Source organism: Streptomyces sp. NPDC048603 (assembly GCF_043199475.1).
GTDB lineage: Bacteria > Actinomycetota > Actinomycetes > Streptomycetales > Streptomycetaceae > Streptomyces.
In genome coordinates this window covers 94,366-106,426 of sequence record NZ_JBICVY010000008.1, presented here as the reverse complement: position 1 = coordinate 106,426, position 12,061 = coordinate 94,366, and the positions used below count along the sequence as shown (strand labels likewise).

General features: G+C 73.7%; 13 protein-coding genes. 8 read left to right on the top strand and 5 right to left on the bottom strand.

What is annotated here, in order from left to right; translation table 11 throughout:
* Positions 1-7: 7 nt before the first annotated feature.
* A complete protein-coding gene (locus ACGFQ9_RS20885) occupies positions 8-772 on the bottom strand; it encodes an alpha-ketoglutarate-dependent dioxygenase AlkB family protein (protein WP_393575527.1) in 765 nt (254 codons plus the stop codon).
* Positions 773-822: 50 nt separating this feature from the next.
* Here ACGFQ9_RS20885 and ACGFQ9_RS20880 point away from each other — a divergent pair, with 50 nt between their 5' ends.
* Both ACGFQ9_RS20880 and ACGFQ9_RS20875 read left to right on the top strand, forming a co-directional pair.
* Positions 823-1,569 carry a maleylpyruvate isomerase family mycothiol-dependent enzyme gene (locus ACGFQ9_RS20880; protein WP_393575526.1) on the top strand — a complete coding sequence of 249 codons (747 nt, stop codon included), beginning with the start codon at positions 823-825 and terminating at the stop codon, positions 1,567-1,569.
* Positions 1,569-1,820, top strand: a complete 252-nt coding sequence (locus tag ACGFQ9_RS20875; RefSeq protein WP_393575525.1) for a DUF6332 family protein — start codon at positions 1,569-1,571, stop codon at positions 1,818-1,820. The genes ACGFQ9_RS20880 and ACGFQ9_RS20875 overlap by 1 nt, the downstream gene beginning before the upstream one ends.
* A 14-nt stretch (positions 1,821-1,834) precedes the next feature.
* Here ACGFQ9_RS20875 and ACGFQ9_RS20870 read toward each other — a convergent pair whose 3' ends face one another.
* Positions 1,835-2,293, bottom strand: coding sequence for an Lrp/AsnC family transcriptional regulator (locus ACGFQ9_RS20870; RefSeq protein WP_393575523.1), 459 nt, complete (start codon positions 2,291-2,293; stop codon positions 1,835-1,837).
* 143 nt (positions 2,294-2,436) lie between these two features.
* Between ACGFQ9_RS20870 and ACGFQ9_RS20865 the strand changes: the two genes are divergently transcribed.
* Positions 2,437-3,474 carry a Glu/Leu/Phe/Val dehydrogenase dimerization domain-containing protein gene (locus ACGFQ9_RS20865; RefSeq protein WP_393575987.1) on the top strand — a complete coding sequence of 346 codons (1,038 nt, stop codon included), beginning with the start codon at positions 2,437-2,439 and terminating at the stop codon, positions 3,472-3,474.
* Between the two features lie 4 nt (positions 3,475-3,478).
* Complete coding sequence (locus ACGFQ9_RS20860; protein WP_393575521.1) at positions 3,479-3,832, top strand: VOC family protein; 354 nt, start codon at positions 3,479-3,481, stop codon at positions 3,830-3,832.
* 78 nt (positions 3,833-3,910) lie between these two features.
* On the opposite strand, the gene ACGFQ9_RS20855 is transcribed toward ACGFQ9_RS20860, so the two are convergent.
* Entirely contained in the window at positions 3,911-4,633 is a 723-nt protein-coding gene (locus ACGFQ9_RS20855; protein ID WP_393575520.1) for a TetR/AcrR family transcriptional regulator, read from the bottom strand.
* A gap of 172 nt (positions 4,634-4,805) precedes the next feature.
* Here ACGFQ9_RS20855 and ACGFQ9_RS20850 point away from each other — a divergent pair, with 172 nt between their 5' ends.
* On the top strand, positions 4,806-5,264 hold the full coding sequence (locus ACGFQ9_RS20850; RefSeq protein WP_393575518.1) for a nitroreductase family deazaflavin-dependent oxidoreductase: 459 nt from the start codon (positions 4,806-4,808) through the stop codon (positions 5,262-5,264).
* Positions 5,265-5,385: 121 nt separating this feature from the next.
* Here ACGFQ9_RS20850 and ACGFQ9_RS20845 read toward each other — a convergent pair whose 3' ends face one another.
* On the bottom strand, positions 5,386-6,648 hold the full coding sequence (locus ACGFQ9_RS20845; RefSeq protein WP_393575986.1) for a geranylgeranyl reductase family protein: 1,263 nt from the start codon (positions 6,646-6,648) through the stop codon (positions 5,386-5,388).
* A gap of 386 nt (positions 6,649-7,034) precedes the next feature.
* On the opposite strand from ACGFQ9_RS20845, the gene ACGFQ9_RS20840 reads away from it, so the two are divergent.
* Positions 7,035-8,399 (top strand): dipeptidase, encoded by a 1,365-nt coding sequence (locus ACGFQ9_RS20840; protein ID WP_393575516.1) that lies wholly within the window; start codon positions 7,035-7,037, stop codon positions 8,397-8,399.
* 91 nt (positions 8,400-8,490) lie between these two features.
* Positions 8,491-9,186 (top strand): MBL fold metallo-hydrolase, encoded by a 696-nt coding sequence (locus tag ACGFQ9_RS20835; RefSeq protein ID WP_393575515.1) that lies wholly within the window; start codon positions 8,491-8,493, stop codon positions 9,184-9,186.
* A 616-nt stretch (positions 9,187-9,802) separates the two neighbouring features.
* On the opposite strand, the gene ACGFQ9_RS20830 is transcribed toward ACGFQ9_RS20835, so the two are convergent.
* On the bottom strand, positions 9,803-10,822 hold the full coding sequence (locus ACGFQ9_RS20830; protein WP_393575514.1) for an NUDIX domain-containing protein: 1,020 nt from the start codon (positions 10,820-10,822) through the stop codon (positions 9,803-9,805).
* A gap of 244 nt (positions 10,823-11,066) precedes the next feature.
* Between ACGFQ9_RS20830 and ACGFQ9_RS20825 the strand changes: the two genes are divergently transcribed.
* A complete protein-coding gene (locus ACGFQ9_RS20825; RefSeq protein WP_393575985.1) occupies positions 11,067-12,056 on the top strand; it encodes a LacI family DNA-binding transcriptional regulator in 990 nt (329 codons plus the stop codon).
* Positions 12,057-12,061 lie beyond the last annotated feature (5 nt).

Sequence of the window (12,061 nt, the reverse complement as noted above, 5' to 3'; positions counted from 1 at the left end):
CCGGCGGTCAGGCGGGGCCGAGTCCGCCGACGCGCAGCGTGATGTTGAGCCGGCCGGTGAGCCCCAGGCCCGGCGGGGCGGTGCCCGGGTACACCTTGGGCACCCCGTGGTAGGCGAGCCGGGAGGGGCCGCCGAAGACGAACAGGTCTCCGCTGCGCAGCTCCACGTCCCGGTACGGGCGCCCGCGCGTGCCGGTGTTGCCGAACCGGAAGACACAGCTGTCGCCGAGGCTGAGCGAGACGACCGGGGCGCCGGAGCGCTCCTCCGCGTCCCGGTGCATGCCCATGCGCGCGTCCGCGTCGTAGAAGTTGACCAGCGCGATGTCGTACGCCTCTCCGGCGCCGAGGCGCGCGAGCAGGCCGCCGGGGCCGCCGGCACCTCCGTGACCGTCGCGGCCGTCGCGGCCGTCGTCGCGGGTCCCCTCCCCGTACGCGGCGCGGACGGCCTCCCGGCCCAGCTCGGACAGCCAGGCCGGCATCGGCTTCACCGGTGCTCCGTCCCCGTCCACGGCCGTGGTGGCGTAGGCGTACGGGTGCCAGTGCAGCCCGAGGCAGACCTGCCGGGCGCTCATCGTCCCGCCTACCGGGGTCCGTACGGTGCGCAGGCCGGCCGGGGGGCGCGCCCACTCCCGGCACGCCTCGACCAGCCGCCGCTGCCGGTCCTGGTCCAGCCATCCGGGCACGTGCACGGCCCCGGGCGCGATCTCGGTGCGCTCGCGCGGGAACAGCTCCGGGAACGGCTCCGGGAACAGCCCCCGGGGTTCCCCGTTCAATTCGTCCTCACTCCTCCATGGTGCGCGAGACGCGTGCCAGACTGCCCGGCATGGAGATCACCGAGTACGTGAAGGTGCTGGAACGCGAGGGCGGGCTGCTGGCGGAGACGGCCGAGCACGTGGGGACCGACGCCCCGGTGCCCACCTGTCCGGGATGGCGCGTGGCGGACCTGCTGCGGCACACCGGGGCGGTCCACCGGTGGGCGGCGGGGTTCGTGGAGGAGCGGCGGCTGGACCCGGTGCCTCCCGGCGAGGGCCCGGAGATCACCGGCGCGGAGCTGGTGGCCTGGTACCGGGAGGGGCACGCCGATCTGGTCCGGGTGCTCTCCGAGGCCCCGGCCGACGTGCAGTGCTGGACCTTCCTGCCCACCGCTCCCACCCCGCTGGGCTTCTGGGCACGGCGGCAGGCGCACGAGACGACGGTGCACCGGCTGGACTCGGAGTCGGCCCGCGGCTACCAGCTCCACGAGTTCGGGCCGGTGGAACCGGAGTTCGCGGAGGACGGGGTGGACGAACTGCTGACCGGCTTCCACGCCCGGGGCCGCAGCAGGGTCCGTACGGAGGAGCCGAAGCTGCTCCGGATCCGCGCGGCGGACACCGGCGCCGTGTGGTCCGTCCACCTGTCGCACGAGCCGCCGCGCACGATCACCGGCGACCTGGGCACGGCGGACTGCGAGGTGACCGCCGAGGCCGCCTGGCTGTACGCGGCGCTGTGGAACCGGACCCCGCTGGAGGGGCCCGCGGTCACCGGAGACCTGGCACTGGCCCGGCTCTGGAACGAGAACTCGCGCATCTGATGGGCAGGCGGAACCAGGCGGACCGGGACGCGATCACCGTCGAGATCGGGTACGCCGTGTTCAGCGGGGCGTTCGCGGCCGCGCTGGTGTTCGGCGCGGTGGCCGGTCCGGCCCTGTTCTTCGGCCTGCCTGGGCTGCTGGAACGACTCCTGCCCGCGGCGGGCGGCATCGCGGCGGCGGCGGTGTTCGTGCTGCGGGCGGTCCACCTGCTGTGGCGCTTCGCCCGGCGCCCGGAGAACGACGGCGCCTAGGAAGGAAGCACCGCTCATGGGGTGAGGGGTGGCAGTACCTGGTTGTGGGTGTGCTGGTAGATCACCGAGGTGCGGAATCCGACGACTTCGCGGCGGGCGGTGAACTTGTCCATGAGGAAGCTGTGGAGGTGGTCCACGCTGGGCGCGGAGACGTGCACGATCATGTCGTCGCCGCCCGTGACGACGTACACCGTGCTGACTTCGGGCAGGCCGGCGGCGTACGCCTTGAACGCCTCGATGACCGTCCGGCTCAGGGGGCGGATCTGGAAGTGGATGAGCGCCTGGACATGGCGGTTCAGGGCGGCCGGGTCGACCGCCGCGTGATAGCCGGTGATCACCCCGCGGGCGCGCAGCGCCCGGATGCGTTCGAGACAGGTCGAGGGGGCGATGCCGAGGGTGCGTGCGATGGCACGGTTGGTCTGGCGCGCATCACTCTGCAGAAGCCGGAGTATCGCCGAATCAAGTTCGTCCATGCAGCGAGTATCGCCCTCGTGCCGACTTTCGTTCGGCCGGAGGCTGCAAGAGGTGCCGGAGCGGTTAGCTTCGCGTCATGACAGCCGTACTTGAGCAGTCTCTGTCCCTCAACATGCCGAATCTTTCACATGAGTTGGTGCAGATGGTACGCGGCCGCCGCAGCGGCCTCCCGATCTGTGTCGCCATCCACTCGACCGTCCTGGGCCCGGCCGCCGGCGGCTGCCGGATCGCGCACTACGCCGATCCGGGCGCGGCGGTCGCGGACGCGCTGCGGCTCTCGGAGGCGATGACCGGGAAGAACGCGCTGGCCGGTCTGGAACATGGCGGTGCGAAAGCAGTCGTGGCCCTGCCGACGGCAGCACGGCCGGCCGGGGCTGAGCGCACGGCGCTGCTCCACGACCTCGGTGATGCGATCGAATCGCTGGGCGGCCGTTACATCGCGGGGCCGGACGTGGGCAGCAGCCCGGCCGACATGTCCGTGATCGGCGGACGCACCCGCCACGTCTGCTGCCGGCCGGTCGAGGACGGCGGCAGCGGCGACTCCTCGCTGCACACCGCGCGCGGCACCCTCGCCGCACTGGGCGCGGTCGCCGAAGAGGCCTTCGGGTCACCGCGGTTCGCCGGCCGGACCTTCGGGGTGATCGGTCTCGGTGCGGTCGGCGGCCATGTGGCGCGACTGCTGCACCGGGCAGGCGCCCGGCTCGTCGTGACCGACGTCGACCCGGGCAGGCGCGGCCTGGCCGAAGAGCTGGGCGCGGCCTGGGTGGAGCCGGACGACGCTCTCGCCATGGAGGTCGACGTCCTCGTTCCGGCCGCGCTCGGCGGCCTGTTGACCGCCCGCACGGTGCCGCGCCTGCGGTGCGCCGCCGTGGCCGGCCCGGCAAACAACCAGCTGGACGAGCCGGACACCGCCCGCCTGCTCGCGGCGCGTGGCATCCTGTGGGCGCCGGACGTGGTGGTCAGCGCAGGAGGCGTCATCCACGCCACCGGGATCGAACTGCGCCGGGAGTCCGAGGAGCGGCTGACCGCGCGCATCGAGGACATCGCGGCCACGCTCCACCGGATCTTCCACCTGGCCAGGACCCGGGGGACCACCCCCGCGGCCGCGGCCGGACACCTGGTCGGGGAACTGGTCCGCCGGGGGCCCTCGACCCCTCACACCATGACACAGGAGGGCTGACACCATGCCGAACCGCTGGGCCGGAGTGACCATCGACTGCGCCGACGTCGAAAGAGTGGCGGGCTTCTGGAGCATCCTGCTGGACCGTCCGCCGGGCCCGACCCGGCCCGGCTGGATCTACCTCGGCGAGCTCGGCGATCCGCAGCCCCGGCTCGTCTTCCAGCCGGTGACCGAGCCCAAGCAGGGCAAGGTGCGCCTGCACCTCGACGTCATCGTCGACGACATCGACGAGGGCATCGCCCAGGTCGTCGCCCTCGGCGGCCGGTTCACCGGCGAACGGCACGACTACGACGAGGGTGTGGTCGTCGTGATGGCCGATCCCGAGGAGAACGAATTCTGCCTGGCCCAGCACTACTGACCCGCCACACCGCCACGCCCCGTCAGGCCACACCACACGTCGGGCCGGCGTGCCCTGCGCACGGTCGCCCGCCGGAGGTCATACGGCTGACGGGGCGGCGGGCGGGGCGGCGGGCAGCCCGACCTCGTGGGCGAGGCGGTCCGCGTTGTGCGCGAAGAACCGGTCCCGCTCGGACTCCTCGACCACCCGCCGGAACTGGCCGAAGAGCTCGAAGGAGATCAGCCCCACCAGCTGCGCCCAGGCCGCGACCAGGGCCGCGGTGACCTCGGGCGGCACTCCGCGGGCGAACTCCTCGGTCATCCGCTCCGCCTCCGCCCGGAGTCCGGCCGGGAGCGGGGGCAGCGCCAGGCCGCGGCCGGTGTGGGCCTCCCGGGCAACGGCGATGAAGACGTTGCCGACCCGGGAGGCCGGTCCGACCGTGTCCGCGGGGGCGCTGTAGCCGGGGACGGGAGACCCGTAGATCAGGGCGTACTCGTGGGGGTGTGCCAGGGCCCACGCGCGGACGGCGGTGCACGTGGCGACCCAGCGGGCGCGCGGCGGGGCGCCCTCGGTGCCGGCGAGGGCCGCCTCGGCGGCCGTGCCGACGCTGTCGTAGGCGTCGATGATCAGGGCGGTCAGCAGGTCGTCGCGGCTCGGGAAGTAGCGGTACAGCGCGGACGAGACCATGCCGAGCTCGCGGGCCACGGCGCGCAGCGACAGCTTCGCGGCACCCTCGGCCGCCAGTTGGCGGCGCGCCTCGTCCTTGATGGCCGCGGTGACCTCGATCCGGGCCCGCTCCCGGGCTCCTCGCACGGTGTTCATGGTCGCCAGTGTGCCACGGTCGGATCAGTGCCCAGAAACAAGAGCGTCGCACCAAAGCGAGAGCAGTGCTCTTGATTTGGTGCGACGATCCGTGCACACTGATCTCAAGAGAGAGCACCGCTCTCGAAATGAATGCCGGAACGCACGAACACACCTGCACGAGGAGCACCCCATGACCGCGAACAGCCCGTACTACGTCCAGGGCAACGGCTTCGACCAGCGCCTCCACCGGTTCATCGGCAGGCTGGCCCGGCTCGGCGTCAGTCTGGCCGGTACCGCCGAGCTCTCGGTGCGCGGCCGTACCTCCGGCGCCATGCAGCGCATCCCGGTCAACCCGTACACCCACGGTGACACCCAGTACCTGGTCTCGGCCCGGGGCCACTCCCAGTGGGTCCGCAACATGCGGGCGGCCGGGGCCGGCGAGCTCCGCGTGGGGCGCAAGGTCCGCGCCTTCACCGCGGTCGAGATCACCGACCCCGCCGAGCAGGTCACCGTACTCCGCGGCTACCTGGAGAAGTGGGGCTGGGAGGTCGGGCGGTTCTTCCAGGGGGTGACGGCGGCCTCCTCCGACGCCGTACTGCGCGCTGCCGCCGCCGACCACCCCGTCTTCCGGATCACGGTGGCGCGGTGACGGCCGCGACCGGCCCCTGCCGGGCACGGGCGCGGCCACACCCGGCAGGGACACCTCGCAGCCTCGACCGCGCTCGGCCCGGACCCCGCTCCACCACGACCGGGCTCAACCCCGGCCGCGGTCAGCGCCGCTCGGGGGCCGCACCCGCACCCGCGTCGGTACTCGCACCCTCACCCGTACGCGCACTCGCGTCCGCGCCCTCGGCCGTGCCCACGCGCGCCTGCGCCTGCCGCCCGTCCAGGACGTGCAGCGCCTTCCGTGCCAGCGGATACCTGCGCACCATGTCGCCCAGCGTGGTCGAACCGCGGCAGATCCGCGCGAAGGCCCGCCAGGCCGGCGGAAGGCCGGTGATCGCCGCGTGCAGCAGCCCCGGCCGCGCCTCGAACGCCTTCAGCATCCGGCGCCCCACGGCCATCTCCACACCCAGCCCGGCCTTGATCGCGAAGGCGTAGTTGAGTGCCTGGCGCCGCGCGTCCACCGCGTCCTGCGCCTCGGCGATCTTCACCGCCCACTCCCCCGCCAGCCGCCCCGAGCGCAGCGCGAACGAGATGCCCTCCCGGGTCCACGGCTCCAGCAGCCCCGCCGCATCGCCCGCGACCAGCACCCGGCCGCGCGAGAGCGGGGAATCGGGCGTCCGGCAGCGGGTCAGGTGCCCTGAGGAGACCGCCGGTTCGAAGCCGGCCAGGCCGAGGCGGGCGATGAAGTCCTCCAGGTAGCGCTTGGTCGCGGCGCCTTCCCCGCGCGCCGAGATCACGCCCACCGTGAGGGTGTCGCCCTTCGGGAAGACCCAGCCGTAACTGCCGGGCAGCGGACCCCAGTCGATGAGCACCCGCCCCTTCCAGTCCTCGGCGACCGTCGGCGGAACGGGGATCTCCGCCTCCAGCCCAAGATCCACCTGCTCCATCTCCACGCCCACGTGCGCACCGATCCGGCTCGCGCTGCCGTCCGCGCCGACCACCGCCCGCGCGAGCACGGTCTCCCCGTCGGCCAGGACCACCGCCACCGTGCGCCGGTCCGGGACCGCGGAGCCGTGCTGTTCCACCCTGGCGACCGCCGTGCCGGTGCGCACCTGAACGCCGGCCTTCTCCGCGGCGGCCACCAGCCCGGCGTCGAACTCCGGCCGGTTGATCAGCCCGAAGAGCATGTGCCGGGAGCGGCGCGTCCGGGCCAGCCTGCCGTTCATCGAGAAGGTGACGGCGTGCACCCGGTCCTGGAGGGGAAGCACGAAGCCCGGCGGCAGGGAGTCCCGGGAGGGCCCGATGATGCCGCCGCCGCAGGTCTTGTAACGGGGAAGTTCGGCCTTCTCCAGCAGCAGCACCCGGCGGCCCGCCGCCGCGGCCGCGTACGCCGCCGAGGCACCGGCCGGGCCCGCGCCGACCACCACGACGTCCCAGACCTCGGCCTCTCCGCCCCCCTCGACCGCCTCCGCGTCCTCGACCGCCTCCGCGTCCTCAACTGCCTCCGCGTCCTCAGCCACCGCCACGTCCTCGGCCGCCGCAGCGTCCGCCTCCCCGGCCGCCCCCTCGGGCACCGCGTCCCCCGCCGGCCCGGGCAGTCCGTCCCCCGCCCCGTCCGCCGCCTGCCGCCGTGCCTCGTCGCGTACGTCGTCGCTGCTCACGATGTGTTGCTGCTCCTGATCACCCGGTTGCTCCGATGCCGGGAAATCCTACGGCGACAGGCGCCCCGATCCGCTGTGCGAGGATCGGTGACAACGTCCGCCGTACCCGGCCTACGTCACTGCACAACGTCGCACCCAACAGGAGCGTGCCCATGTCGCCCCACCCGATCGCCGAGACCGTCGCTTCGCTGATGCCCCGCGCCCACGCGGAGCTGGCCGAGCTGGTGGCGTTCCAGTCGGTCGCGGACTGGGCCCAGTTCCCCAGGAGCGAGAGCGAAGGGGCCGCGAACTGGGTCGCGGACGCACTGCGCGCCGAGGGATTCACGGACGTCGCCCTGCTCGACACCCCCGACGGCACGCAGTCCGTCTACGGCTTCCTTCCCGGCCCGGCCGGCGCGCCGACCGTGCTGCTCTACGCGCACTACGACGTCCAGCCGCCCCTGGACGAGGCCGCCTGGGTCTCCCCGCCGTTCGAGCTCACCGAGCGCGACGGCCGCTGGTACGGGCGCGGCGCGGCGGACTGCAAAGGCGGCTTCGTCATGCACCTGCTGGCGCTGCGCGCGCTCAAGGCCAACGGCGGCGTCCCCGTCGGCGTGAAGGTGATCGTCGAGGGCTCCGAGGAGCAGGGCACCGGCGGCCTCCAGCAGTACGCCGAGGCGCACCCGGAGCTGCTGGCCGCCGACACCATCGTGATCGGCGACGCGGGCAACTTCCGCCTGGGCCTGCCCACCGTGACCGCCACCCTTCGGGGCATGTGCCAGCTCAAGGTGAAGATCGACACCCTGGGCGGGAACCTGCACTCGGGCATGTTCGGAGGTGCCGCCCCGGACGCGCTGGCCGCGCTGATCAGGGTGCTGGACTCGCTGCGCGCGGCGGACGGTTCGACCACCGTCGACGGACTGGCCGCGGACGCCGTGTGGGAGGGCCTGCAGTACCCGGAAGCCGAGTTCCGCGCGGACGCCAGGGTGCTGGACGGGGTCGAGCTGATCGGTGACGGCACGGTCGCGGACCGGCTGTGGGCGCGGCCCGCGATCACCGTCCTCGGCATCGACTGCCCGCCGGTGGTCGGCGCCACCCCGTCCGTGCACGCGAGCGCGGCCGCGCTGATCAGCCTGCGGGTGCCGCCGGGCGTGGACACCACCGAGGCGATCAAGCTGCTGGAGGCGCACCTGGTGGCGCACACGCCGTGGAAGGCGCGCCTGGAGGTCGAACTCGTCGGGCAGGGCCAGCCGTTCCAGGCGGACACCTCCAGCCCGGCGTACGCGTCGATGCGGGCCGCGCTGGAGGCCGCGTACCCGGGACAGGAGATGCAGATCAGCGGCATGGGCGGCTCGATCCCGCTGTGCAACACGCTGACCTCGCTCTACCCGGAGACCGAGATGCTGCTGATCGGGCTGAGCGAGCCGGAGGCGCAGATCCACGCGGTGAACGAGAGCGTGTCCCCGGAGGAACTGGAGCGGCTCTCCGTGGCCGAAGCACTGTTCCTGCTCAACTACGCGGAATCCAAGCGCGCCTGACGCCCCCACGGACCGTGCGCTGTCGGCGTAGAAAATCGGCTCCCGGCGTACGCGCCGCCCGAACGCACCGTTCCGGACGTACGTTCCCGGCATGGATCTTGTCGAGGTGCTTCCCCACCGGCTCCACATGCTGCGCTTCCCGATCGGCCAGGCCTATCTCTGGCAGGACGGCGGGGCCCTGACCCTGATCGACTCCGGCAACGCCGAGTCCGCCGCGGAGATCGAGGGGGCGATCCGTTCCCTCGGCCTCGGCCCCGAGCGCCTGGAGCGGATCGTCCTGACCCACTGCCACCGGGACCACGTCGGGGCGGCCGGTGAACTGGCCTCGCGCTGGGGCGCGCAGGTGCTGGCGCACCGCCTGGACGCCCCGGTGATCCGGGGCGAGGCCCCGGTCCCCGAGCCGGTCCTGCTCGACTGGGAGGTCCCGCTGTACGAGCACGGGCTCACGGTCCCGGAAGCCCCGCCGACCCGGGTGGACCGGGAACTGGAGGACGGCGAGGAGCTCCTCTTCGGAGGCGGTGCGCGCGTCGTCCACGCGCCGGGGCACACGCCGGGCAGCATCGGAATCCACCTCCCGGAGCACGGCGTGCTGTTCACCGGCGACTGCGTGGCGGGCGTGCGGCAGGTGATGCTGGGCGTGTTCAACGTCGACCGCGCCCAGGCGATCGCCTCCTTCGCCAAGCTCGTGGCTCTGGCCCCGGCGATCGCCTGCTTCGGCCATGGCGACCCCCTCACCCGCGACACCCCGACCACGCTCCACACGGCCCTGACCACCACCCCCGCCTGACCCGGAGCTCCCTCCGCTCCCCGCCGGCCCCCGTCCGGGCCAGGCCCGGAGCCCTGTGCAGGGCCGGGCCCCGCAACCTGTGAGCCGGAGCTGCGCCCCGGTCCCCGTGAGCGAGGCTTAGGGTTGGGCGGGGGTGCAAAAGTTGCGCGGGGGTGCCCCGGTGTGCCCACCCTCCCCCAAGCTCTCGACTCCGCTCGAGCAGGTGGGGGTACCCCCGGCGAAGCCAGGGGGAGGACCCCCATCGCCCTGCGGGACGCCTGCCCACACCGAGGTCGGCGGCTGTCGACACCACGCGGGGATTCGGACGTCTACCCATACTCACGCGGGGTACCGGGAGGGGGACGGGGGTGGAGGCTGGGGGTGTCCGGGACACTCAAGCGTGATTTGTGGCGCGCCCCCGCTCAGCAGCCGGATCTCGCTCAGCGCGCCGTAAATCATGCCGTCCCGGACACCCCCAGCCGGAGCCCCCGGCCCCCGCACCCGAAGCCGCCCAGCCCCGGACCCCGGCCCTCCCGGCAACCGAGTCCCCACACCCGAAGCCAAGGCCGAAGCCGAAGCCGACCGACCCCCGCCCGCCCGCCCCCCCTCGGCGAAGTCTCCCAACCCCCCGCCGGCGTCAGCCAATCGGCACGCCCGCCTCAAGATTCAGCACCACCCCCCGCTCCCGCGCCCGCAGAGCCCACCTCAGCCGGTCGAAGCGAAGCCGTGGCAGCAGGGACGCCGCCTCCCCCTCCGTCACGAACCGCCACTCCCGCAGCTCCGGCCCCGGCAGCCGCAACCCCGCGACCGCCTCCGCCGGCAACCGCCCACCGTCGAAGAGGAACCTCAGCCCCCCGAACCCCGGCGGCCTCGGCGCCTCCCAGTCGACCAGCAGCAGCCTCGGCACGCCGTCCAGCTCGACCCCCAGTTCCTCCGCGACCTCCCGCACCCCCGCCCGGGCCGGCGCTTCCCCCTGTTCGACCACGCCGCCCGGGAACTCCCAGCCCGGCTTGTACGTCGGGTCCACCAGCAGCACCCGGTCCTGCTCGTCGAAGAGCAGCACCCCGGCCGCCACCGTCTCCGCCCTCGGCTCGGGCGTCTGCACGATCCCGCACACCCCGGCGGCGTCGGTCCGCACCGCCTCGGCGATGCGCTCCGCCGTCTCCCGCGGCGACAGCTCCGCGTTGTCGATCACGTACGCGTCGGCCGTGAGCCACCCCGGCACCTGGCTCCGCGGGACGGCCTCGCGCCGCGGGACGGCCTCACCCCGCGGAACAGCCTCACGCCGGGGGACGGCCTCACCCCGCAGGATCGTTTCGCCAGGCGCGAGCAGCACATGCCGCACCTGGATCCGCCGAGCCGCCAGCCCACCGAAGATCTCGTCGCGGTACTCCTGCCGCAGCAGGGCCATCGGGACCACCAGCACCCCGCCGAGCTCCGCGAGCAGCGCCGCCGCGGCATCCACCACCAGGCGCCGCCAGGCAGCCAGCTCCTGATGGTCCGCCACCTCGTCGAGCCGCTTGCCCGGCAGCAGCGCACGGACCGTGTCCGCGATCGTCTCGGGGTCGTACAGGGTGCTGTCCGGGACGAGAGCGGTCAGCTCGCGGGCCACCCCGGCCTTTCCGGCGCCAGGGACGCCGTTGATCCAGACAATCACGATTACCCCTCTTCCGACACACGCCCGGTGACGCCCGATGCACGCCCCAGTGGGCTTGCCCGGAACACCCCGGCAGGGAAACCCGATTGTCGGCCGAGTGCCCGACACGCCCCTCCCCGACTGCATATCCTCGATCCCGGAGCGCGGTCCCGCCGCTCCGCACCCCGTCGCCCCGTCCGGAGGTCCCGCCACCGTGCCCCAGTCCCGCCGCCCGTCCGATCCCCGCTACGGCAACCGGCCGACGATGAAGGACGTGGCGTCCCGCGCCGGAGTGGGCCTCAAGACCGTGTCCCGGGTGGTGAACGGCGAGCCCGGTGTCACTGCGGAGACCGAACGACGGGTCCAGGAGGCCATCGAGGCACTGGGGTTCCGCCGCAACGACAGCGCCCGCGTGCTCCGCAAGGGGCGTACGGCCACCGTGGGCCTGGTACTGGAAGACCTCGCGGACCCCTTCTACGGACCGCTGAACCGGGCCGTCGAGGAGGTCGCGCGGGCGCACGGCGCGCTGCTGGTCAACGGCTCCAGCGCGGAGGACCCGGACCGGGAGCGGGAGCTGGCGCTCGCGCTGTGCGCCCGCCGCGTGGACGGCCTGATCGTGATTCCGGCCGGCGACGACCACCGTTACCTGGAGCCGGAGATGGAGGCCGGCGTGGCGACCGTGTTCGTGGACCGCCCGGCCGGACGGATCGACGCGGACGTGGTCCTCTCGGACAGCTTCGGCGGCGCCCGCGAGGGGGTCGCCCACCTCATCGCCCACGGCCACCGCCGCATCGGCTTCATCGGCGACCATCCCCGGATCCACACGGCCACCGAACGCCTCCGCGGCTACCGCGCGGCGATGGACGACGCGGGCCTGCCGGTGGACGAGTGCTGGGTCTCCCTGGGCTCCACCGCACCGGAGCGGGTCACGGCCGCAGCGACCGCCATGCTGGCCGGACCGGCCCCGGTGACCGCGCTGTTCGCGGGGAACAACCGGGTCACGGTGACCCTGGTCCGGGTACTCGCCGCCGAGCCCCGCCCCCTCGCCGCCCTGGTCGGCTTCGACGACTTCGAACTGGCCGATCTGCTGCGGCCGGGCGTCACCGTGGTCGCGCAGGACGCGGCGGCTCTGGGCCGGGTGGCCACCGAGCGCCTCTTCGCCCGCCTCGAAGGCGACCGCCCGGCGCCCGAGCGCATCGTGCTCCCCACCCGCCTGATCCCCCGCGGCTCGGGCGAACTCCCGCCCGCCCCCTGACCCGT